We start from the raw sequence: 21047 nt of genomic DNA, 5'->3' as shown, positions 1-21047 counted from the left end.
GCCTTTGTTTTACCGCGTTTCCGGACGCCGTGCGAGCCGCAGCCAGAGCAATATCTGGAGCAGGGCGAGCAGCGGCAGGATCGCGAACATCAGCGGAGCGAAGCCGAAGAGCAGCGCCGGCGCCAGCATAATCCACGCCTGATCGGCGTCGGGAAGCAGCCAGTGAAAGCGCCGCCGTTCACCCGAATCCTCGTAAAGCGACCGGGCGAGCAGAATCGCCGCGGCAAGGCACGGCGCGAGCGCGGCTTCCGAAAACAGCGGCATTTTGTGCGCCGGTCCGGTGAGCGACAGCAGCCACGGGAAAATCGCGAGAAGCACCCACGCGAAGGTGCGGATCACCTCGCGAGCCCGGTCCTGCGCCGCGCTTTCGGCGCGAAAGGCCGACAGGAACCGCATCGCCGCAAGCCCGAGCCCGCCGAAGATAGCGACCAGCGCGCCCGCCGCCGCAAGCCCGCTTGCTGCCAGCAACGCGACGATCACCCACAGCAATGCAGTGACATAGGGCAGGTAACGCGCCGTCGTCGGCGATCTGACCAGCAACGGCCCCGCAAGCCGGATCAGCGGCATCATGATCGCTGAACGGCCGAGCCCCATTCCGCCATATTCGACCTGCTGCAGGCTCGATTGCTCGATCAGCGCGGCAGTGGGGCGGTCGGAGACGATTGCGATCTCGCCCTGTTCGAACAATGCAGGCTCGCAATAGAGCCGCCGCGCGCCCGATTGCACCGCGAGCCGCAGCAGCGTCAGCATCATGTCCCATTCGCCCGGCATCGCGGCGAGTTCGGCGACCATCGGTTCCGAAATACAGGCGAGCCCGCCCCAGCGCCGCGCCGCGTCGATGCGCTCGAACCCCTGCGTCAGCGGGGTGTCGCCGGTGACGAGGATCGCCGGCGATCCGGGCTTGGCGATCGCGGCATAATGCGTCCCGCCCGCGCGCAGCCCATCGGCGACCAGAATGATGCGGTCGTCGCCCTGCACCAGCCCCATCAGGTCGGCCGCGGCGCGTATCGGGGTCACCTTCAGCCCGCGGCGGCGGATGCGATCGCAGGTAGCGAGCAATTCGGCGGGAACCGCGCCGACGGCGACGGCGATATGCGTCACCCCGACGTCGGCGAGGCGCGCCGCCTGCCGCTCGATCAGCGTTTCGCCCGCGACGGTGACGAGCGCGCGGAGGCCGCCATCGGGCAGGACTTCGCTGGCGCCGATCAGCGCGATCAGGGTCATCGGCGGGCGCCAGACGGATTAGCGGTCATCACCCCCGACCTTTAGGCGCGAAGACCCGATTGGCAAGCCGCGAAATCGCGGGATGGCGCGACGATAAGAGCGCCCTTTTCGCTGCAAAAATACGCGCGGTTTCCGCGCCGTTTCCCGACCCAAAAAATCATGCGCAAAATGACCGAATCACTGGCTTTTGCACGGACCTTCGGCTAATCTCGATGCTCCTCCCGAAAGAACGAAAAAAGGCCGGGTTTTGACCGAAGAAAATATGCCTACGCCGCCGTCCGAGGACGGCGTTTCGTCGATCAACATCGTCGACGAAATGAAGACCTCGTACCTCGATTATGCGATGAGCGTGATCGTCAGCCGCGCGCTGCCCGACGTGCGCGACGGCCTGAAGCCCGTCCACCGCCGCATCCTCTATTCGGCGCAGGAGGGCGGCTTTGTTCCGGGGCGGCCGTACAAGAAATCGGCGAAGATCGTCGGCGACGTCATGGGTAACTATCACCCGCACGGCGACAGCTCGATTTACGACGCGCTGGCGCGGATGACGCAGGACTGGTCGATGCGCGCGCCGCTGATCGACGGTCAGGGCAATTTCGGATCGATGGACCCCGATCCGCCGGCGTCGATGCGTTACACCGAGGCGCGGCTCGCCAAGGTCGCGATGACCCTGCTCGGCGATCTCGACAAGGACACCGTCGATTTCCAGCCCAACTATGACGCCAGCCGCCAGGAACCGCAGGTTCTGCCTGCGCGCTATCCCAATTTGCTGGTCAATGGCGCGGGTGGCATCGCGGTCGGCATGGCGACCAACATTCCGCCGCACAACCTTGGCGAAGTCATCAACGCGACGCTCGCGACGATCGACAATCCCGAAATCACCCTCGACGAGCTGATGGAGATCGTCCCGGCGCCCGATTTTCCGACCGGGGCGATGATCCTGGGCCAGGGCGGCGCGCGCAGTGCCTATGCCACCGGGCGCGGTTCGGTGATGATGCGCGCAACGCATATCATCGAGGAAGGCCGGAGCGACCGCCAGTCGATCGTGCTGACCTCGATCCCGTTTCAGGTCGGCAAGTCGGGCCTGGTCGAAAAGATCGCTGAAGCCGCGCGCGACAAGCGGATCGAAGGCGTCTCCGACATTCGCGACGAATCGAACCGCGAGGGCGTGCGCGTCGTCATCGAACTGAAGCGCGATGCGACCGCCGAAGTGGTGCTCAACCAGCTGTGGCGCCACACGCCGGCGCAGTCGAGCTTCCCCGCCAACATGCTGGCAATCCGCGGCGGCCGCCCCGAAATGATGGGGCTCAAGACGATCCTGTCGGCGTTCATCGCCTTCCGCGAGGAAGTGATCACCCGTCGCTGCAAGTTCGAACTCGCCAAGGCCCGCGACCGCGCGCACATCTTGCTCGGCCTCGTCGTCGCGGTCAGCAACCTCGACGAAGTCGTCCGTATCATTCGCGGCTCGTCGAGCCCCGCGGCGGCACGCGATGCGCTGCTCGCCCGTGAATGGCCGATCGGCGACATCGCGCCCTATATCCGCCTCGTCGAAGCGATCGAAGGCGAGATGGACGACAGTTCGACCTATCGCCTGTCCGAAACGCAGGTGAAGGCGATTCTCGACCTCCGCCTGCATCGCCTGACCGCGCTCGGCCGCGACGATATTGGCAAAGAACTCAGTGAATTGGCGGCCGAGATTGAGGAGCTGCTTTCAATCCTCGCCGACCGCGATAAACTCTATGCCGTGATGCGCGAAGAGCTCATCGCGGTGCGCGACGAATTCGCGACCCCGCGCCGCACGATGGTCGCTCCCGCCGCCGACGGCATCGACGACGAGGATCTGATCGAGCGCGAGGAGATGGTCGTCACCGTCACCCTCGACGGCTATATCAAGCGCACCCCGCTCGACACCTTCCGCGCCCAGCGCCGCGGCGGCAAGGGCCGCGCCGGCATGGCGACGAAGGACGAGGACGTCGTCACCGAGCTGTTCGTCACTTCGACGCACACGCCGGTGCTCTTCTTCTCGACGCTGGGGAAGGTCTACCGCATGAAGGTGTGGCGCCTGCCCGAGGGCGGGCCGGCGACGCGCGGCCGTCCGATGATCAACCTGCTGCCGCTGGGCAAGGACGAGACGATCTCGACCGTGCTGCCGCTGCCCGAGGATGAGGCCGAATGGGGCAAGCTGCACGTCATGTTTGCAACCGCAAAGGGCAGCGTGCGTCGTAACAGCATGGACGCCTTCACCAACGTGCCTTCGAACGGCAAGATCGCGATGAAGTTCGAAGGCGAAGACGAAGACGACCGGTTAATCGGCGTCGCGCTGCTCGACGAAAGCGATGATGTCCTGCTCGCGACGCGCCAGGGCAAGGCGATCCGCTTTGCCGGCGATGATGTCCGCGAATTCCAGAGCCGCAATTCGACCGGTGTCCGCGGTATGCGCCTCGCCGACGGCGACGAAGTGATCTCGCTGTCGATCCTCCATCGCGTCGGCACTAACTCGGAAGAGCGCGAGGCCTATCTGCGCGCCGCGCCGTGGAAGGATAATGAGAATGAGCCGACGCTCGATGGCGAGCGCATGGCGGAACTTGCCGGACGCGAGCAGTTCATCCTGACCGTCTGCGCCAACGGCTATGGCAAGCTGTCGTCGGCCTATGAATATCGGCGCACCGGCCGCGGGGGTCAGGGGATCACCAACATCGACAATATCGCGCGTAACGGCCCGGTCGTCGCCAGCTTCCCCGCCACCAAGGTGCATCAACTGATGCTGGTGACCGATCAGGCGAAACTGATCCGCATGGGGCTCGATTCGATGCGCGTCATCGGCCGCGGGTCGGCGGGCGTGCGCCTGTTCGACGTGTCCAACAATGAACATGTCGTATCGGCGGCGCTGATCGAGGAGAGCGACGAGGAAGAAATCGAAGGCGTGGAAGGCGCGGAAAACTCCGGCCCCGAAGCCGAAACCCCGACCGAGGCGCCCTCCGAATGACCGCCTCGACGGCCTTCAAGGTGCTGACCCAGCAGCAATGGGTCGATTTCGAACGCGAACGCGTATTCCGCGGCGCGCCGGTGGATATTGCCGACGGTTATATCCACCTGTCCACCGCACAGCAGCTCGAGAGCACGCTGGCCAAGCATTTCGCGGACCAGACGGCGCTCATGATCGCCGAGGTGGACCTGATCCTCCTCGGCGACGCGATCCACTGGGAAGAAGCCCGCGGCGGCGAGCTCTTCCCGCACCTTTACGCCGAACTGCCGATCCACGCGGTCGTGAGCCTGCAAAAGCGCGACTAAAAAATTCATCGGCGGGGCGACGGCCAAGACGCCAGCGACAATCCCGTTGAACGAGCGCTTTCGGCCGTTGGTCGCATCTTGCTTCGCGCGCCGAAATGCTTCTACCACCGTCGGGCGTTGCAACCGTCCGCTCATGGGGGAAATAGAAGATGCGCCTCGTTTTGATCGCTGCCCTGCTGGCCTCTGCCGCATCCGGCCCCGTCTACGCCCATGACGAAGCCGCCCCCGTCGAACAATCGAAGCCTGTTCCCAAGGAGCAACTGCTGAAGCCGCCCGCCGACGCGGTCCATTATGTGGTCGTGTCCGAAGCCGGCCAGCATGGCAGCCAGTGGCGCTGGCAGCTCCCCGATGGCCGCACCGCCTATCGCTGGTCGCAGGAGCTGCGCGGCTGGATTACCGAAATGGATCAGGTCACCACCTTCGGGCGCGGCGGCGCGATCGAGGCGCTGACCGTCCGCGGCGTCACTACTTCGGGCGACGCAGCCGAAGATTTTCGCGTCGCGAACGGCCGCGCAACCTGGAAGACGGCAACCGACTCGGGCGAGGCTCCGGCTGGCGGCTGGTATATCCCGGCCGGCGGCGTCGGCATTGCGAATGCCCCGCTGATCGACGCGCTCGCCGCGGCGGGCGATGCCGGGCTGAATTTCCTGCCGAGCGGCAAGGGCCGCATGGCCTTCGGCGCGACGCAGACTATTCAGGGGCCCGGCGGCCCCAAAAAAGTCCAGCTCGCGTTCGTCAGCGGCATACTCCCGTCGCCGTATCCGGTCTGGCTCGACGAGAACAAACGCTATTTCGCCGACATCAGCTTCATCTCGGTGATCCCGGCGGGATATGAGGGCGCGCTGAAGCAGCTGCGCAACACGCAGGACAAGGCGACGGCCGAAGCAGTCGCCGGCATCGCCAAGCGCTTCCTCTCGCCCGCCGCCAAAGCCCCCGTGTTGTTCGACAATGTCCAGCTGTTCGACGCCGACAAGGGTGCGTTTATTGCCAGCCGGTCGGTGCTCGCACGCGATGGCAAGATCGCCGCCATTGGCGCGGCCGGATCGCTAAAAGCCCCGGCCGGCGCGCAGGTCATCGACGGGCGCGGCAAGACGTTGGTGCCGGGCATCTGGGACAGCCACCTCCACATCGGCGACGATTGGGACGTGCTTTCGAACATGGCCAACGGGATTACCAGCTTCCGCAGTCCCGGCACGAACCTGGATCGCGCGGTCGAGGCAACCAAGCGCCGCGCCGATGGCAGCTTGTTGATGGGCGAGCCATTCATCTCGGCCATCATCGACAAGAAGGATCCGCTGGCGGCGCAGGGCGCCGAGGTGGTCAGCAGCGCCGAAAAGGCCATCGCCGCCGTGCGGCGGATCAAGGCGGCCGGCCTGTGGGGCGTCAAATTCTACACCTCGATGAATCCGGCCTGGATCGCCCCCGCCGCAGCCGAAGCGCACCGCCTCGGCCTGCATGTCCATGGCCACGTCCCCGCCACGATGAAGCCGAGCGAAGCCGTCGCCGCGGGCTATGACGAGCTCACCCACCTCAATTTCGTGGTGATGGAGTCGATGCCCCGCGAGGTGATCGACAAGGCGAACACGCGGCAGCGCGTCGAGGGGCCGGCGCGCTATTTCAAAGACGTCGATCTCGACGCGCCCCTGATGTCGGGCTTCGTCGCCGATCTGGCCCGGAAGAAAACAATCGTCGATCCGACGATCGTCATCTTCGAAGGTATGCTCACGCAGGATGGCGGGAAAGCCCAACCGGCCTATGCCCCCTATATGGGCATCATTTCCCCCGTCCTCGAACGCTCGGTGTTCACCGCCGGCGGCTATCCGCTGGTCGAAGGGCTGACGCGCGACGATTATCGCAAAAGCTATGCGAAAATGGTCGAGCTGGTCGGCAGGCTGCACAAGGCGGGCGTGACGATTGTCGCCGGCACCGACGGCTGGGGGATCGAACTCATCCGCGAACTCGAAATCTATCGGCAGGCCGGGTTCACCGCGGCCGAGGCAATCCAGAGCGCGACCATCGTCCCGGCACGCGTGGTCGGCGCCGACAAGCGCACCGGCTCGATCGCGGTGGGCAAGGAAGCCGACATGGTGCTGGTCGACGGCGATCCCTCGACCGACCTCGGCGCGCTCCGCCGCGTCGTTACGGTCGTGAGCGATGGTTATGTCATGGACGCCGCCGACCTGCGGAAGGCTGCCGGCTACAGCGGTGTACCAAAGTAACGGCGGCCATCCCCTCGTCAGCCTGGGCCTGATCCACGGCCCCGCTTTTCCATCCCGTCACTGGCTAAAATCGGCGACGTCGGCGGGATGCATGGCGACAAAACGAGCCGGCTCGATTCCGCGCACAGCCAATTCGGCCGCCAGGCGGCTTTCCGGCTCTTTTCGCGACTCGTCGGTCAACTTGAACGTGCCCCAATGCATGCCGACCGCTGCCTTGGCGCCTACGTCTTCGAAGATCTGAATCGCCTCTTCTGGATTGCAATGCTGGGCGGCCATGAACCAGCGTGGATCATAGGCCCCGATCGGCAGAATTGCGAGGTCGATCACGCCAAATCGCGCCCGTATCGCCCGGAAGATATCGCCGGTGCCATAACCCGTATCGCCCGCAAAATAGACCAGCTTCCCGGCTGCCTCGATCATGAAACCGCCCCATAACGCCATGCGGCGATCGCGCGGCCCGCGCGACGACCAGTGTAGCGCGGGAACGATATGCGCCTTGGCTCCGGAGCCGATGTCGAAATGATCGCCCCAATCACCTGACGCGACCCGGGCGGTCGGCAGCTTGTTGTGAATGATAACGTCGTTGCCGAGAGGCGTTATGATCAGCGGATCATGGCGGGCATGCAAAACGCGCAGCGTCGCCATGTCGAGGTGATCATAATGATTATGCGAGAGTAAAATGGCGTCGATCTGTGGCAGATCCGCAAGCTCGATACCGGGAGATGTCACGCGCTTAGGGCCGGCGAAGGAGAGCGGGCTGGCACGATCCGACCAGACCGGATCGGTCAGGATATTGAGTCCGCCGATCTGGATCAGCAGCGTTGCATGGCCGACCATCGTGACGCGCAAGCCGTCGACTCTCGTATCGGGAGCCACGGATACGACTTCGACCGAGGAGGGCCACGGGTTATTAGGAGCGGTACGGCGCCACCGGAGGAGGTCGCCGAGCGACCTGTCGGTTTCGGGCTCGCCTAAGGGATTGAGAAAACGCGTTCCGTCGAAATGATCCGTGACAGGTCCCTGGTAGTATGGATTGCGCGCGCTCATGTCGGGCCTCTGCCTCTATCCGGTTGATCGATCCCGATATGGCCCCCATTCGTCCAGCAACAAGTGGCTCTTTTTAAATGCCTTAATAGCGCCCAGCCGCTGCCAATTGACCCCGCCAAGCATTCGGCGCAGCATCGCACTATGATGCTTACCATCACCCCCAGCGGTCAGGCGTGCGGTGCACGCGTGACCGGCGTCGACCTGACGCGGCCGCTCGACGACGCCATCGTGGCCGAAATCCGCGCCGCATGGCTCGACCATCACATCCTCGCCTTCCCCGGCCAGAAGCTGAGCGACGACGATCTCGAACGCTTCACCCGCTATTTTGGCGGCTTCGGCGAAGATCCCTTCATCAAGCCCATCCCCGGCCGCGACCACGTCATCGCGGTCAAACGCCGCGCCGACGAAACCTCGCCGCTCTTTGCCGAAAACTGGCACAGCGACTGGAGTTTTCAGGCGCGTCCGCCCGCGGGCACCTGCCTCTTCGGCATCACCATCCCGCCCGTCGGCGGCAACACCGAATTTGCGAACCAGCACGCCGCGCTCGATGCGATGCCCGACAGCCTCCGCAAGCGGATCGAGGGCAAGCAGGCGATCCACAGCGCGCGCGGCGGCTATGCGCCGTCGGGCATGTACGGTGCGAACGACCCAAAGGGACCACGCGGCCGCAGCATGGACATCCGTTCGGGCGAAGCCGCGATGGCGACCCAGCTTCACCCCTTCATCCGCAAGCACCCCGAAACCGGCCGCGAAGGCCTGTTCGGCTGCGCCGGCTATATCATCGGCATCGACGGCATGGTCGACAAGGAAGCGCTCCCGCTGCTCTACGAGCTGCTGCAATGGCAAGGCCGCGAGGAGTTTCGCTACAGCCATGCGTGGGAGCCCGACATGCTGATCATGTGGGACAATCGCTCGCTGCTCCACCGTGCCACCGGCGGTTACGACGGTCATGATCGCCTCCTCCACCGCACGACGATCGCGGCGTGGGATGGCTAGGTTTTGGCCTCGCGCGATAGCGTGCTGACGACACCCCACGCGATCAGCGCCTGCCCCGCGAAATAGAGCGGCCAGACGAGCCACATGGTGACGTCCTTCGACAGCGCGCCGCCCTCGCCCGCAAAGATGAACAGGTCGCTCGCGAGGAACATCATCGCGCCGATCCCGGTGCGATAGCGCGGAAAACGGCTGGTCCACGCCGTCGCCGCCATGATCGCGACTCCGCCGGTATAAGCGATCGCCGCGCCCATCTGGTGCACCTCGGCCCCGCGCGTCAGCCCCCAGGCGATAAGGATCGCGAGCGGCACGAGCACCCAGCCGAGCAGCTTTTGCGAAGCGGTCAGGCTGGGCCGTCGGTTGCGCATATAGAGGATGATCGCGATCAGGTGGCCGGTCGCAAAGGCGGCCGCCCCGGGCAGCATCCCGGCCGCGTCGAGCAACCAGTCACCGAACGCGCCGAATGCCAGCGCGGCGGCAATCAACTTGCCGTCGGTGCTTCGCGCATTGGCCGCCGCCCACAGCGCGAGCAGGCCGACCCCCGATGTTTTCCACGCCCAGATCGCCGGGCCATCCCAATGCTTGAAAACCGCGAGGAAAAAGCTGATCCCGCCAACCAGTGCCAACAGCCACAGCCAGCGCGCGCGATCCCAACCCAGTTCCCCGCTCATCGTCGCCCCCTTTGCATCTTGTCTCCAACCGGCCTAGTGCGCGGCGGATTGGTCGCAAGTCAACGGATATGGGTAATGAGCCACGACATTCACATCATCGGCGGCGGCCTCGCCGGATCCGAAGCCGCATGGCAGCTCGCCGAGGCGGGTTTCCGCGTTCGGCTGTCCGAAATGCGCGGTGGCGGCGATATGACCCCCGCGCATCAGGGCGATGCGCTCGCCGAAATGGTCTGCTCGAACAGCTTCCGCAGCGACGACGGCGACAGCAATGCCGTCGGACTGCTCCACCGCGAAATGCGCACGCTGGGCTCGATCATCATGCGCGAAGCCGATGTGCACAAGGTCCCCGCGGGCTCGGCGCTCGCGGTCGACCGCGATCTCTTCTCGGGCGGCGTCACCCGCGCGCTCTCTGAGCACCCCAACATCACCATCGTCCGCGAACGCATCGACACGCTGCCCACCGAGGGCCTGACGATCGTCGCGACCGGCCCGCTCACCGCCGCCGGCCTCGCCTCGAGCATCGGGACCGCAACCGGCAAGGATGCGCTCGCCTTTTTCGACGCCATCGCCCCGATCGTCTACCGCGACAGCATCGACATGGACATCGCGTGGATGGCGAGCCGCTGGGACAAGGTCGGGCCGATCGGCGACGGCAAGGATTATATCAACTGCCCGATGGACAAGGACCAGTATCACACCTTCGTCCAGGGGCTCGTCGACGGCGACAAGACCGAATTCAAGGATTGGGAAAAGGACACCCCCTATTTCGAGGGCTGCATGCCGATCGAGGTGATGGCCGAGCGCGGCCCCGAAACCTTGCGCTTCGGCCCGATGAAGGGCGTCGGGCTCGACAATCCGCGCACCGGCAGATGGCCGTACGCGGTGGTCCAGCTCCGCCAGGACAATGCGCTCGGCACGCTGTGGAACATGGTCGGCTTCCAGACCAAGCTGAAGCACGCCGCGCAGGTCGAACTCTTCCGCACGATCCCCGGCCTCGAAAAGGCCGAATTCGCGCGCCTCGGCGGGCTCCACCGCAACAGCTTCATCCGCTCGCCCGAGCTGCTCGACTCCCAGCTTCGCCTCAAATCGGCGCCGCATATCCGCTTCGCAGGGCAGATCACCGGCTGCGAAGGCTATGTCGAAAGCGCCGCGATCGGGCTCGTCGCGGCGCGCTTCGCCGCCGCCGAGCTTGCGGGGCGCGACCTGCCGCCGCCGCCGCCCGACACCGCGCTCGGCGCGCTGCTCGGCCACATCACCGGCGGCGCCGACGCGGCGAGCTATCAGCCGATGAACGTCAATTTCGGGCTATTTCCGCCGTTGGCGGAGGATGTGCGCAAGAAGGACCGCAAGCTCGGCTATACCGCGCGCGCAGGTGCCTCGCTCGCCGAGTGGATCAGGCAAGCCGAGGGCGTCGCCGCCTAACCATCTTCGTCATTGCGAGGAACCGAAGGCGACGCGGCAATCCAGAGCCGGCGTAAGCCGCCCTGGATTGCTTCGCTCCGCTCGCAATGACGAAGTGTTTTCAACAGCTACATTTCGCCACTGCCGCCCGCTTCGGCGCCGTCGTCGCAAACTCCACGCGCGTCAGGTCACCCGACTTGTCGCCATCGGCCCCGGCAAAGCGCTGCCCCGTCGCCCCCGCCCATTCCTCGAAGGTCAGCAGATTATTGCCATCCTTGTCGAGCTTGCGGAACGCCGCGGTGCGCGACGACATCAGTTCGACGCGGCTGATGCGATCGTTGCGGTCGCGGTCGAAGCGGTTGAAGCGCCGCTCCTCGCGCGAAGCCTCCTTCGCGGCGGGCAGCGCCGGCGGCGCCGGTCCGCGCTTGGGCGCGCCCGCGGCGGCAACGGGGATCGCGGGCAAGGCCGGCGGCGGATCGGGAAGCACCTCTTCCTCGACGATCTGCGTGTAGCCCTTCCACATGAACAGGCCGCCGGTCAGCAACAAGGCGCTCGCCACACCGCCGATCAAAAAACGGGAAACTGCCATCCACGCCCCTCCGCGCTGGTTGATCGGACTAGCTATCACGACGCGCCGGACAGCGGCAACAAACGTCGCCATTTTGGTTTCGAATTTTAATCGGTAAAGTTATTCAAAATCGGCGCTCTAATTGCTATATCCGATCAATGCACAATTACCTCCCCTCGCTGAAGCAGATGCAATATCTCGTCGCGCTGCACGAACATGGCCATTTCGGCCGCGCCGCCGATGGCTGCAACGTCACCCAGTCGACGCTGTCGGCCGGCATCCGCGAGCTGGAAACCTTGCTCGGCCAGACGCTCGTAGAACGCACCCGCCGCGTCGTCCGCTTCACCGGGCTCGGCAACGCCATCGTCGAAAAGGCGCACCGCGTGCTGCGCGAGGCCGAGGAACTGGCCGATATGGCGGCTGCCGCCGCGGCGCCGCTCGTCGGCGAGCTGCGCATGAGCGTCATCCCGACGATCGCGCCCTTCCTGCTCCCCGGCCTGTTGCCGCGGCTGCGCAAGGAGCGTCCGTCGCTCAAGCTGTTTCTTCGCGAAGAACCTAGCGCGCAGGCCTGCGAATCGCTGCATCATGGCACCGTCGACTGCGTCCTCCTCGCGCTCCCCTATGGCTGCGGCGACGTCGAAGCCGAAAATCTGTTCGACGACGCGCTGTTCGTCGCCTTCCCGGGCGACCAGTCCGAAGACCTGCCTGCGATGGTCAGCGCCGACCAGATCGACCCGGCGCAGATGCTGATGCTCGAGGATGGCCATTGCCTGAAGGATCATGTCCTTGCCGCGTGCAACCGGCCCGAACTGCGCGCCGGGGCGCGGATGATGGGCACGTCGCTGCACACGCTGGTGCAGATGGTCGACAATGGCCTGGGCATCACGATGTTGCCGCAAATGGCGATCGAGGCGGGCATTCTCGACCATACCGACATCGACACCCGGCCGCTCGATTCGGAGCATGACTGGCGCACGATCGCGCTGGTGTGGCGCAAAGGCAGCCCACGCGCCGAGGAATTCCGGATGCTGGCGGATATTTTCCGCAAGCATCAGGGGGATTGAGCCAACAAGGGCTAATCAAGAACCCGTTTATCCCGAGGAGCCATTGAGCTTGTCGAAATGGCGTCTCGAAGGACGCCAGCGCAGCGGTCCTTCGAGATGGGCCTTCGCCAAGGCTCAGTCCCTCCTCGGGACAAACGGGTTCTTGCTATCGCTCAGCCCACCGCTCCGCGCGGCCCTGATCGCCCTCGCGCGGCTCGACCCATTCGACGCGCCCGTCGGCGAAGGTCTCGCGCTTCCAAAGCATCACGTCGGTCTTCAGCCGGTCGATCAGAAACTCGCACGCCGCCAGCGCCTCGGCGCGATGCGGGCTGCTCGCGAGGACGAACACGATGGTGTCGCCGGGCACCATCGCGCCGACGCGGTGGACCAGCGTCAGCGCCGCAAGCCGCCAGCGGTCGGCCGCGGCATGGCCAAGGTCGGCCAGCCCCGCTTCGGTCATCGCAGGGTGATGGTCGAGGAACAGTTCGACCAGGTCGCCGTCGCCGCGCACGCGCCCGATAAAGCTGGCGCTCGCGCCATGCCCGCCCGCGTCATGCAGGTCGAGTTCGCCGGCGATATCGATCGCCTCCGGCTGGACCGCGACGCGGATCATCCGCCCGTCACCGGCGGGAACAGCGCGACCTCGCGTACGCCGACAAGCGGTGCATCGGGGCCCATCATCACGCCGTCGATCGCGGCACGGATGCGGTGCGGTTCGGCAAAAGCGAGCGCCCCGCGCGCGTCGCGCGCGGCCAGCCATGCGATCAGCGCGCCGACATCGGCGATGCCCGCGGGAACGTCGATCGTCTCATCGGCGATCCCCATCCGTTCGCGTACCCAGGCGAAATAGGCGATGTCCATGACCATCGAATATTCAATCCATATGTTTCAGGCCAACGCGCAGATAATCCCAGCCGGTAATCAGCGTCAGCACCGCGGCGCCCCATAGCGAGGCGAGCCCGACGGTCTTGATCCATGCCATCGCCGGCAGCGCGCCGGCGAGGATCAGCGCGCCGAACGCGACGAGCTGGAATGTCGTTTTCCATTTGGCGAGCTGGGTCACCGGCATCGACACCTGCAGCGTCGCAAGGAATTCGCGTAAGCCCGACACGATGATCTCGCGCAGCAGGATCATCAGCGCCGCGACGACGTGGTAACCGGTAATATCGCGGGTAAAGACGAGCAGCAGGATGACCGCCGCAATCATGATCTTGTCGGCGATCGGATCGAGGAACGCGCCCAGCCGCGACACGATGCCGCGTGAGCGTGCAACATAGCCGTCAAAATAATCGGTAATGCCCATCAGGCAGTAGAGGCCGAAGGCGAGCGCGTAGTCGATCGGCTTCGGCTGGTGCGACCCTTCGACCACCCCGGGCCACAGCAGGAACAGCAGGATGGGCACCGCCAATATTCGCGACAATGTCAGAATGTTCGGAAGACTGAGCATGACCCCTGATTCCCGCCGCGATGGCGCGCATGTGCCAAAATGGCCTTTGACCGCATCCGCCCTAGCCGATAAGCCCCCGGGGCGACAACCGAATTGCCCGCGGATCGCGTGGTAACGAACAATGCTGAAGAGATTGGACCACGCATGACCGGCACCTTTGCGCTGTTGAAGCAACGCCGGTTCCTGCCCCTTTTCGTCACCCAGCTGCTCGGCGCGTTCAACGACAACCTGTTCAAGAACGCGATGGTGTTGTTCGTCGTCTATGGCGTGTTCAACGACGAGGCGTCGGAAACGGCGTTCAGCGCGGTTGCGACGGGCCTGTTCATCCTGCCCTTTTTCCTGCTCTCGGCGCTCGCCGGGCAGCTCGCCGACACGCGCGACAAGGCGCGGATTATCCGCATCGTCAAATTCTGCGAGATATTGATCATGGTCGTCGGCGGGGCCGGGCTCGTCCTCGCCTGGATGGGCTGGGCGGTGCATGTCGTCGCCATCCCGCTGATGTTGCTCGCGCTTTTCGCGATGGGGATCCACTCGACCTTCTTCGGCCCGATCAAATATGCGATCCTGCCGCAGCATCTCCAAAGCGACGAAGTGCTGGCGGGCACCGGCCTGGTCGAGGCAGGCACCTATATCGCGATCCTCGCGGGGACCATCCTCGCGGGCGTGATCGATGTCGAGTGGGCCGCGCTCGCCGTCGTCCTCATCGCTGCCCTCGGTTATTGGACCGGGCGCAAGGTGCCGCCGGCGCCGCCTCAGCATGAGGAAACCGGTATCGACTGGCACATCGTCCGCTCGTCGATCGCGCTCGTTCGCGGGACGATGCACATCCCGCGCCTCTACCTCGCGATCCTGTCGATCAGCTTTTTCTGGACGATCGGCGCGGTGCTGTTCATCCAGTTCCCGCCGCTGGTGAAGAATATCCTCCATGCCGACAAGAGCGTCGCGAGCCTTTTCCTCGCGGTCTTCTCGATCGGCATCGCGATCGGCTCGGTCGCAGTCAATCGCCTGCTCAAAGGACAGGTTTCGGCGCGTTACAGCCCCGCCAGCGTCATCGTCATGGGCGTTTTCGTCCTCGCCTTTTATTGGGTGTGCCGAAACTGGGAGCATGACCCGTCGGGTGCGATGTACGGCATCGACGGATTCCTGGGTCACGCCGACGTCTATCCGCTGCTGGCCAGCCTGCTCGGCATCGCGATCAGCGGCGGCATGTTCGTCGTGCCGCTCTATGCTTTCCTCACGACCACCGTCCCCAAGGACCAGACGGCGCGCACCGTTGCGGCGAATAATATCGTCAATTCGGGCGCGATGGTCGCGGGGTCGCTGCTCGCGATCGGGCTGGGTTTCGCCGGAGTCGGCGTCGTCGACCAGCTGCTGATGAGCGCGGTGATGTGCCTGATGTCCGCATGGCTCGCGGTAAAGCTGCACCGCGCCTGCGACTGACCCTAAAGCAGGAACATCATCGTCGCGGTAAAGAACATCGCGAAACTCTGGACAAACAGGCGAAGGTCGCTGCCCGCGAAAATCGACGCGGGCTCGCGATGCGCCGCGAGCGCCGACCGCAACTCCCCCTCCCAGTCCGCGGGCGCGCGCAGCCGGGCAATGGTCAGCTGCCGCGCACCATGCGCGCGGACGAGGCGACGAATGTCGATATGATTGTCCGAGTCCATGCCCGGCAAGCTATGCCGTTCTTAACTTCTCGGTAAGGTTAAAAGATCGTTAACAACCGGCGCGTACCAAAGCGGGACGCCGCTCAACCATCGGGCATGGGTCGGACGCGCACGGATTTCCGGTCGCCAGCCCCTGCCTGAAAGGGCTTGCAACGCTGCGGCCGCATCCGCGGCCCCAGGCACAATCGCACTTCGTCGAGCCAACCTTTCCGATCCACCGAGACCGCGATCATCGGTTCCGAAACGCCCGGATTGGCGGCGGCAAAGGCGCGGCGAACCCTGCCCGCGGTCTGCGGTTTCGCTGCCAGCGCCTTCATGTCGGGAAAGCGCACCGCGCGGAACAGGATGTCGGCGGAACGGAAATAGGCGGCGGGGTGCGGGCTCATGCAGGTGCCATGCTTCGCCCATTCGTGCTGGAGCAGCTGCGCCGAGGGCGTCATGCACATATGTTTGCGCAGCACCGGCTGCGGCACGATCTTGGCTGGCCGGCACCATTGCGGATAGCCGGGCGTATCACTTTCGGGCCACAGGCCGTGGAGCACCCAGCCAAAGCGGCCATTCTCTCCCGAGCATTGGAAACGATCGCGCGCATCGTGCGGATTGCGCACGTCGATGCAATGCTGCGGCGACCAGCTCATGCTGAGAAGATAGCCCGTCGTTTTGGGCTTGCGCACGGATTCGCCGCGCTTGGGTTGTTCGAGGCGCGGGACAGGAATCCGGTCGGGGATGTTGCACGCCAGTGCCTGGGCGTGGGCTGCGGTGGGAGCGAATAGCACCGCAAGAGCGACCATGAGCCCCCCTCTCTTCCGTTCGTGCTGAGTTTGTCGAAGCACCGTTCTTCCTTTCGCCGTGGAATCAAGAAAAAGGACGGCCCCCTTCGACTGCCTTGCAGGCGCTCAGGACAGGCTTCGACAAGCTCAGGGCAAACGGATTGATGAGACCGGCAATCTAAACCAGCGCAAAATCGAGCCCGACGTCGGCCGCCGGCGCCGATTGGGTCAGGCGCCCGACCGACACATAGGTCACGCCCGTCTCGCCGATGGCGCGGATCGTATCGAGCCGCACCCCGCCCGACGCCTCGGTCGGCACCTTCCCATCGACGATCGCAACGGATGCGCGCAATTCGTCGAGGTCCATATTGTCGAGCAGCAGGTGCGTCGCCCCGGCATCCAGCGCGGGCGTGACCTGTTCGACCCGATCGACTTCGACGATGATGCTTTCGATTCCCGCCGCGACGGCGCGGCGCACCGCTTCCTCGACCGAGCCGGCGACCGCGACATGATTATCCTTGATCATCGCCGCGTCCCACAATCCCATTCGGTGGTTGGTCGCACCGCCCATACGCGTCGCATATTTCTCCAGCACCCGCAGGCCCGGAATCGTCTTGCGCGTATCGAGCAAAGTCGCGCCGGTTCCGGCGAGCGCATCGACATATTGCCGCGTCATCGTCGCGATGCCCGACAGATGCTGCACGGTGTTGAGCGCCGACCGCTCGGCGGTCAGCATCGCGCGGGCATTGCCCGACAGGCGCATCAGGTCGCTTCCGGACGCAACCTGCGCCCCCTCCTCAACCAAAATCTCGATCTCCATGGCAGGTTCGAGCGCACGAAAGAAACGTTCGGCGATCGGCAGCCCCGCGACGGTGATCGCGTCACGGCTGTCCATCACCCCGCCAAAACGCGCGCCGGCGGGAATCACCGCCATCGAGGTAATATCGCCCCCCGCCCCCAGATCCTCGGCCAAGGTGGCGCGAACGAAGGCATCGAGGTCGAAATCGGGCAGGGAAAATTGGGTCATGCCCCTGCGATAATCCGCGGGGCCAGCAAATCAACTTGACGTTTACGTAAACTAGCGCTGACATGCACGCTACGTGGCAACTTAGCCAACATCGGAGAGGCCCAATGCAATCCCCCATCTGCGCCATGCTCGGCATCGAATTCCCGCTGCTCGCCTTCTCGCATTGCCGCGACGTCGTCGTCGCGGTGTCGAAAGCCGGCGGCATGGGCGTGTTCGGCGCCGCGTCGCTGCCGCCCGAACGGCTCGAGGAAGAACTGGCGTGGATCGACCAGCATATCGGTGGGCGTCCCTATGGCGTAGACCTGATCGTCCCCAACAGCTTCGCCGGCAAGGGCGACGAAAAGGCCGCGCTGCCGCCGATCCCCGACGAGCATAAGGCCTTCGTCGCAAGCCTGCTTGAAAAGCATGGCGTCGGCGACGGCGACCTTGCCCTGCCCACCGCGACGCGCAGCAGCCTTGGCGACAATATGCGCGAGGATGGCACGGCGAAGCTGCTCGAGGTCGCCTTTCGCCACCCGATCAAGCTGATCGCCAATGCGCTGGGTGTCCCGCCGCCACTGATGCTCGAACTCGGCAAGCGGCACGATGTCCCCGTCGCGGCGCTGGTCGGCACGCGCGATCACGCGCTGACGCAGGTGCGCGCCGGCGTCGACATCCTTGTCGTCGCGGGCGGCGAGGCGGGCGGTCATTGCGGCGAGGTCGCGACGATGGTGCTGGTGCCCGAGGTCGCGGCAGCCGTCGAAGCCGTCGGCGCGAACACGCCGATTCTCGCCGCGGGCGGCATCGTCACCGGGCGGCAGATGGCGGCCGCGATGGCGATGGGCGCGCATGGCGCGTGGACCGGATCGGTATGGCTCACCACCGCCGAGGCCGAGACCAATCCGGTCGTGAAGGAAAAAATGCTCGCGGCCTCGTCGCGCGACACGGTGCGCTCGAAGAGCCGCACGGGCAAGCCATCGCGCCAGCTGCGTTCACCCTGGACCGACGCATGGGAAGCCGAGGGTGCGCCCAAACCACTGCCGATGCCGCTGCAGTCGCTGGTCAGCGAACCCGCGCTGCGCAAGGTCGATAAATTGTCCGAAGGCGGCCACGAAGGCGCAAAGGCGCTCGCGACCTATTGGGTCGGCCAGGGCGTCGGCCTGATGAACGAGGCGATGGGCGCCGGACAGGTCGTCCAGGCGTTCAAGGAAGACTGGATTGCCGCCTGCGAGCGGTTGAACGGCTTTATCGACGACTAGGCAAAAAAGTCCCCGCCGAAGCGGGGACTTGGAAATCAGCTGACGGTCGCCTTGACGATCTTGCCCGGTTCGCGCGGCGGTTCGCCCTTCGGCAGCGCGTCGATAGCGTCCATGCCTTCGATCACTTCGCCCCACACGGTATACTGGTTGTCGAGGAAGCGCGCGTCGTCGAAGCAAATGAAGAACTGGCTGTTCGCGCTGTTCGGGTTCTGCGCGCGCGCCATCGAGCAAACACCGCGAACGTGCGGTTCGCTGCTGAATTCCTGCGGCAGGTCGGGAAGCTGGCTGCCGCCCATGCCGGTGCCGGTCGGATCGCCGCCCTGCGCCATGAAGCCGGGGATCACGCGGTGGAAAACGACATCGTCGTAAAAGCCTTCGCTCGCGAGGCTCGTGATGCGTTCGACATGCTTGGGCGCCAGGTCGGGGCGCAGGCGGATGACGACATCGCCGGTCGACAGCGAAAGGGTGAGGGTCTGGTCGGACATATTATGACTCCTGCATTTTAGGTTTGGCGGTCCCATAGCTGGACGGATCGCCAAAGCCACGCATTAAATGCGCAAAATGGCGTCGCGGCGTTGCCATCTGCCGGCGCCGGCACTAGGGGAAGGCACGGCCCGCCGGCGACCAGCGCCGCACAAAACAGGGAGGACCGCGCGATGGATAAACGCGAAGATTCCCTGCCCCCCGAAGATAGCGTCATCACCGACGACCGCGATCGCGAGCAGCCCATGCGCGAAACCGAGACCGAGCTGGACGAAGACGATCGACTGAAGCCCGAATTCGTTCGCGACGTCATCGATTTGGCAGAAGCCGGCGAAGGCGAAGCCGCGCGCGAACGCATCGGGCGCCTCCACCCCGCCGACATCGCCGACCTGTTCGAACTTGCGCGCCCCGACGAGCGCCCGATGCTCGCCGCCGTGCTCGGCGACATGCTCTCCGCCGACGTTCTGGCGGAAATGAACGATTATGTGCGCGAAGAGCTCATCGATCTTCTCGCCCCCGAACAGGTTGCCGAACTCGCATCCGAACTCGATACCGACGATGCCGTCGCGATCATCGAGGATATGGAGGCCGACGAGCAGCAGGCGGTGCTCGACGCGATGGAGCCCGAAGATCGCGCCGCGATCGAGGACGCCCTTTCTTTCCCCGAGGAATCAGCCGGCCGCCTGATGCAGCGCGATCTGGTTGCGGTGCCCGAGCATGTGACCGTTGGCGATGTCATCGACCGGCTGCGCGAAGATGTCGACCTGACGACCGATTTCTGGGAAATTTTCGTCGTCGATCCGATGCACCGCCCGGTGGGTTCTTGCCAGCTCAGCTGGATTTTGCGCACTCCGCGCGACATTGCGATCAGCGACGTGATGAAGCGCGAACAGACGCTGATCCCGGTCGACATGGACCAAGAAGAGGTCGCGCTGCGGTTCCAGAAATATGCGCTGATCTCGGCCGCCGTCATCGACAGGGCGGGCCGGCTGGTCGGGATGATCACAGTCGATGACGTCGTCCACATCATCCAGGAAGAAGCGGGCGAGGACATCTTGCGCCTGTCGGGCGCGGGCGATGGCGACATCAACGAACCGATCCGCGAAACCTATAGCGCGCGCGTGCGCTGGCTGGTCGCCAATCTGGGCACCGCGCTGCTGGCTTCTTCGATCGTCGGATTTTTCGGCGGTGCGATCGAGCAGATGGTCGCATTGGCGGCGCTGATGCCGATCGTGGCCGGCGTCGGCGGCAATGCGGGAACGCAGACGCTGGCGGTCACCGTGCGCGCGCTCGCGATGAACCAGCTCACCGATTCGAACAGCTGGCGCGCGATCTGGCGCGAAATGAAGATCGCGCTGCTGAATGGCGGGACGATCGCGCTGATCGCGGGGACCGCCACCGCGCTATGGTTCGGCAATCCGCAGCTCGGCGCGGTCATCGCCGCGGCGATGGTCGTGAACATATTTGTGGCGGGCGTCGCGGGGGTTGCCATCCCGCTGCTGCTCGACCGGCTCGATCAGGATCCCGCGGTCGCGAGTTCGATTTTCGTCACCATGACGACAGATTCTATGGGCTTTCTGGCCTTCCTCGGCCTTGCCGTGCTCAGCGGGCTGACCACGATGGGCTAATAAGCCCCTGGAATCCCATCAGGATTTTATGGCTTTCGGATGGACGAAAAAAATTTCGCAACGGCGATATTTTTTTGGAACTTATCCGCCGCTCCGGTCGTTTTCCATTCGAGCAGCGGTCATCGCCCCCCCGCAGCGCTGCTCAGCAACATTGGCCCGGCCCGCATTCCCTCCCCCCCCTCGAAAGCGTGCCGGGCCATTTTGCACCACATCCTGAGAGGTAGAAATATGACGAGTTACCGCGCAATCCTTCTCGCCCTGATGGCAAGCTTTCTGGTCGCTGGCTGCAACACGGTAAAGGGTGCCGGTCGCGACATCGAATCTGTCGGTCAA

The 21047-nt window shown here is 64.8% G+C and carries 21 protein-coding genes; 10 read left to right on the top strand and 11 right to left on the bottom strand.

The window, feature by feature from the left end:
- Nucleotides 1-9: 9 nt before the first annotated feature.
- Nucleotides 10-1224: a hypothetical protein gene (locus tag V6M50_RS09480; protein ID WP_332818313.1), complete on the bottom strand. Its 1215-nt coding sequence runs from the start codon at nt 1222-1224 to the stop codon at nt 10-12.
- A gap of 262 nt (nt 1225-1486) precedes the next feature.
- Between V6M50_RS09480 and gyrA the strand changes: the two genes are divergently transcribed.
- The 3 genes from gyrA (at nt 1487) to V6M50_RS09465 (ending at nt 6731) form a co-directional block, all read left to right on the top strand.
- Nucleotides 1487-4207: a DNA gyrase subunit A gene (gyrA, locus tag V6M50_RS09475; RefSeq protein WP_332818312.1), complete on the top strand. Its 2721-nt coding sequence runs from the start codon at nt 1487-1489 to the stop codon at nt 4205-4207.
- Nucleotides 4204-4512, top strand: a complete 309-nt coding sequence (locus V6M50_RS09470; protein WP_332818311.1) for a DUF952 domain-containing protein — start codon at nt 4204-4206, stop codon at nt 4510-4512. Before gyrA ends, V6M50_RS09470 begins: the two co-directional genes overlap by 4 nt.
- 149 nt (nt 4513-4661) lie before the next feature.
- Nucleotides 4662-6731 (top strand): amidohydrolase family protein, encoded by a 2070-nt coding sequence (locus tag V6M50_RS09465; protein ID WP_332818310.1) that lies wholly within the window; start codon nt 4662-4664, stop codon nt 6729-6731.
- Nucleotides 6732-6788: 57 nt separating this feature from the next.
- On the opposite strand, the gene V6M50_RS09460 is transcribed toward V6M50_RS09465, so the two are convergent.
- Nucleotides 6789-7778 carry an MBL fold metallo-hydrolase gene (locus V6M50_RS09460; RefSeq protein WP_332818309.1) on the bottom strand — a complete coding sequence of 330 codons (990 nt, stop codon included), beginning with the start codon at nt 7776-7778 and terminating at the stop codon, nt 6789-6791.
- 141 nt (nt 7779-7919) lie between these two features.
- Between V6M50_RS09460 and V6M50_RS09455 the strand changes: the two genes are divergently transcribed.
- Entirely contained in the window at nt 7920-8774 is an 855-nt protein-coding gene (locus V6M50_RS09455) for a TauD/TfdA dioxygenase family protein (RefSeq protein ID WP_332818308.1), read from the top strand.
- Here the strand turns inward: V6M50_RS09455 and V6M50_RS09450 are convergent.
- Nucleotides 8771-9442 carry a lysoplasmalogenase family protein gene (locus V6M50_RS09450; RefSeq protein WP_332818307.1) on the bottom strand — a complete coding sequence of 224 codons (672 nt, stop codon included), beginning with the start codon at nt 9440-9442 and terminating at the stop codon, nt 8771-8773. The genes V6M50_RS09455 and V6M50_RS09450 overlap by 4 nt on opposite strands.
- A 75-nt stretch (nt 9443-9517) precedes the next feature.
- On the opposite strand from V6M50_RS09450, the gene trmFO reads away from it, so the two are divergent.
- Nucleotides 9518-10864: a methylenetetrahydrofolate--tRNA-(uracil(54)-C(5))-methyltransferase (FADH(2)-oxidizing) TrmFO gene (gene trmFO, locus V6M50_RS09445; protein WP_332818306.1), complete on the top strand. Its 1347-nt coding sequence runs from the start codon at nt 9518-9520 to the stop codon at nt 10862-10864.
- A gap of 100 nt (nt 10865-10964) precedes the next feature.
- On the opposite strand, the gene V6M50_RS09440 is transcribed toward trmFO, so the two are convergent.
- Nucleotides 10965-11432 carry a hypothetical protein gene (locus V6M50_RS09440; protein ID WP_332818305.1) on the bottom strand — a complete coding sequence of 156 codons (468 nt, stop codon included), beginning with the start codon at nt 11430-11432 and terminating at the stop codon, nt 10965-10967.
- A gap of 137 nt (nt 11433-11569) precedes the next feature.
- On the opposite strand from V6M50_RS09440, the gene V6M50_RS09435 reads away from it, so the two are divergent.
- A complete protein-coding gene (locus V6M50_RS09435) occupies nt 11570-12475 on the top strand; it encodes a hydrogen peroxide-inducible genes activator (protein ID WP_332818304.1) in 906 nt (301 codons plus the stop codon).
- Nucleotides 12476-12620: 145 nt separating this feature from the next.
- Here the strand turns inward: V6M50_RS09435 and V6M50_RS09430 are convergent, their stop codons facing one another.
- The 3 genes from V6M50_RS09430 to pgsA are packed head-to-tail and all read right to left on the bottom strand — an operon-like array spanning nt 12621 to nt 13901.
- Entirely contained in the window at nt 12621-13067 is a 447-nt protein-coding gene (locus tag V6M50_RS09430; protein ID WP_332818303.1) for a molybdenum cofactor biosynthesis protein MoaE, read from the bottom strand.
- Nucleotides 13064-13321 carry a molybdopterin converting factor subunit 1 gene (gene moaD, locus V6M50_RS09425; RefSeq protein WP_332818302.1) on the bottom strand — a complete coding sequence of 86 codons (258 nt, stop codon included), beginning with the start codon at nt 13319-13321 and terminating at the stop codon, nt 13064-13066. Before moaD ends, V6M50_RS09430 begins: the two co-directional genes overlap by 4 nt.
- Before the next feature lie 7 nt (nt 13322-13328).
- Complete coding sequence (gene pgsA / locus V6M50_RS09420) at nt 13329-13901, bottom strand: CDP-diacylglycerol--glycerol-3-phosphate 3-phosphatidyltransferase (protein ID WP_332818301.1); 573 nt, start codon at nt 13899-13901, stop codon at nt 13329-13331.
- Nucleotides 13902-14045: 144 nt separating this feature from the next.
- Between pgsA and V6M50_RS09415 the strand changes: the two genes are divergently transcribed.
- The gene (locus V6M50_RS09415) at nt 14046-15341 is read left to right on the top strand and encodes an MFS transporter (RefSeq protein WP_332818300.1); all 1296 of its coding nucleotides are present in this window, start codon (nt 14046-14048) and stop codon (nt 15339-15341) included.
- 2 nt (nt 15342-15343) lie between these two features.
- Here V6M50_RS09415 and V6M50_RS09410 read toward each other — a convergent pair whose 3' ends face one another.
- The 3 genes from V6M50_RS09410 to nadC form a co-directional block, all read right to left on the bottom strand.
- The gene (locus V6M50_RS09410; protein ID WP_332818299.1) at nt 15344-15568 is read right to left on the bottom strand and encodes a hypothetical protein; all 225 of its coding nucleotides are present in this window, start codon (nt 15566-15568) and stop codon (nt 15344-15346) included.
- 83 nt (nt 15569-15651) lie between these two features.
- Nucleotides 15652-16359: a ribonuclease T2 family protein gene (locus tag V6M50_RS09405; protein ID WP_332818298.1), complete on the bottom strand. Its 708-nt coding sequence runs from the start codon at nt 16357-16359 to the stop codon at nt 15652-15654.
- A 157-nt stretch (nt 16360-16516) separates the two neighbouring features.
- On the bottom strand, nt 16517-17365 hold the full coding sequence (nadC, locus tag V6M50_RS09400) for a carboxylating nicotinate-nucleotide diphosphorylase (RefSeq protein ID WP_332818297.1): 849 nt from the start codon (nt 17363-17365) through the stop codon (nt 16517-16519).
- 104 nt (nt 17366-17469) lie between these two features.
- Between nadC and V6M50_RS09395 the strand changes: the two genes are divergently transcribed.
- Nucleotides 17470-18603, top strand: coding sequence for an NAD(P)H-dependent flavin oxidoreductase (locus V6M50_RS09395; protein ID WP_332818296.1), 1134 nt, complete (start codon nt 17470-17472; stop codon nt 18601-18603).
- A 35-nt stretch (nt 18604-18638) separates the two neighbouring features.
- Here V6M50_RS09395 and V6M50_RS09390 read toward each other — a convergent pair whose 3' ends face one another.
- Nucleotides 18639-19088, bottom strand: coding sequence for a peptidylprolyl isomerase (locus V6M50_RS09390; protein WP_332818295.1), 450 nt, complete (start codon nt 19086-19088; stop codon nt 18639-18641).
- Between the two features lie 171 nt (nt 19089-19259).
- Between V6M50_RS09390 and mgtE the strand changes: the two genes are divergently transcribed.
- Both mgtE and V6M50_RS09380 read left to right on the top strand, forming a co-directional pair.
- Nucleotides 19260-20714: a magnesium transporter gene (gene mgtE, locus V6M50_RS09385; RefSeq protein ID WP_443030497.1), complete on the top strand. Its 1455-nt coding sequence runs from the start codon at nt 19260-19262 to the stop codon at nt 20712-20714.
- 228 nt (nt 20715-20942) lie between these two features.
- Nucleotides 20943-21047: entericidin A/B family lipoprotein (locus V6M50_RS09380; RefSeq protein WP_443030499.1), on the top strand; the 105-nt coding region annotated here is incomplete at its 3' end.

The organism is Sphingopyxis sp., from assembly GCF_036675685.1.
In the GTDB taxonomy this organism is placed as follows: domain Bacteria; phylum Pseudomonadota; class Alphaproteobacteria; order Sphingomonadales; family Sphingomonadaceae; genus Sphingopyxis.
Note: the sequence above shows the minus strand (reverse complement) of the source record. Positions and strands in the feature narration are given on the sequence as shown.

What these genes read in the sequence shown, in the direction of transcription:
- V6M50_RS09390 (WP_332818295.1), bottom strand. Translation starts at nt 19,088, where the DNA reads ATGTCCGACCAGACCCTCACCCTTTCGCTGTCGACCGGCGATGTCGTC.
- pgsA (WP_332818301.1), bottom strand. Translation starts at nt 13,901, where the DNA reads ATGCTCAGTCTTCCGAACATTCTGACATTGTCGCGAATATTGGCGGTG.
- V6M50_RS09455 (WP_332818308.1), top strand. Translation starts at nt 7,920, where the DNA reads ATGATGCTTACCATCACCCCCAGCGGTCAGGCGTGCGGTGCACGCGTG.
- V6M50_RS09470 (WP_332818311.1), top strand. Translation starts at nt 4,204, where the DNA reads ATGACCGCCTCGACGGCCTTCAAGGTGCTGACCCAGCAGCAATGGGTC.
- V6M50_RS09415 (WP_332818300.1), top strand. Translation starts at nt 14,046, where the DNA reads ATGACCGGCACCTTTGCGCTGTTGAAGCAACGCCGGTTCCTGCCCCTT.
- nadC (WP_332818297.1), bottom strand. Translation starts at nt 17,365, where the DNA reads ATGACCCAATTTTCCCTGCCCGATTTCGACCTCGATGCCTTCGTTCGC.
- V6M50_RS09435 (WP_332818304.1), top strand. Translation starts at nt 11,570, where the DNA reads ATGCACAATTACCTCCCCTCGCTGAAGCAGATGCAATATCTCGTCGCG.
- V6M50_RS09410 (WP_332818299.1), bottom strand. Translation starts at nt 15,568, where the DNA reads ATGGACTCGGACAATCATATCGACATTCGTCGCCTCGTCCGCGCGCAT.
- moaD (WP_332818302.1), bottom strand. Translation starts at nt 13,321, where the DNA reads ATGGTCATGGACATCGCCTATTTCGCCTGGGTACGCGAACGGATGGGG.
- V6M50_RS09395 (WP_332818296.1), top strand. Translation starts at nt 17,470, where the DNA reads ATGCAATCCCCCATCTGCGCCATGCTCGGCATCGAATTCCCGCTGCTC.
- gyrA (WP_332818312.1), top strand. Translation starts at nt 1,487, where the DNA reads ATGCCTACGCCGCCGTCCGAGGACGGCGTTTCGTCGATCAACATCGTC.
- V6M50_RS09440 (WP_332818305.1), bottom strand. Translation starts at nt 11,432, where the DNA reads ATGGCAGTTTCCCGTTTTTTGATCGGCGGTGTGGCGAGCGCCTTGTTG.
- V6M50_RS09450 (WP_332818307.1), bottom strand. Translation starts at nt 9,442, where the DNA reads ATGAGCGGGGAACTGGGTTGGGATCGCGCGCGCTGGCTGTGGCTGTTG.
- V6M50_RS09480 (WP_332818313.1), bottom strand. Translation starts at nt 1,224, where the DNA reads ATGACCCTGATCGCGCTGATCGGCGCCAGCGAAGTCCTGCCCGATGGC.
- V6M50_RS09405 (WP_332818298.1), bottom strand. Translation starts at nt 16,359, where the DNA reads ATGGTCGCTCTTGCGGTGCTATTCGCTCCCACCGCAGCCCACGCCCAG.
- mgtE (WP_443030497.1), top strand. Translation starts at nt 19,260, where the DNA reads ATGGATAAACGCGAAGATTCCCTGCCCCCCGAAGATAGCGTCATCACC.
- V6M50_RS09430 (WP_332818303.1), bottom strand. Translation starts at nt 13,067, where the DNA reads ATGATCCGCGTCGCGGTCCAGCCGGAGGCGATCGATATCGCCGGCGAA.
- V6M50_RS09460 (WP_332818309.1), bottom strand. Translation starts at nt 7,778, where the DNA reads ATGAGCGCGCGCAATCCATACTACCAGGGACCTGTCACGGATCATTTC.
- V6M50_RS09465 (WP_332818310.1), top strand. Translation starts at nt 4,662, where the DNA reads ATGCGCCTCGTTTTGATCGCTGCCCTGCTGGCCTCTGCCGCATCCGGC.
- trmFO (WP_332818306.1), top strand. Translation starts at nt 9,518, where the DNA reads ATGAGCCACGACATTCACATCATCGGCGGCGGCCTCGCCGGATCCGAA.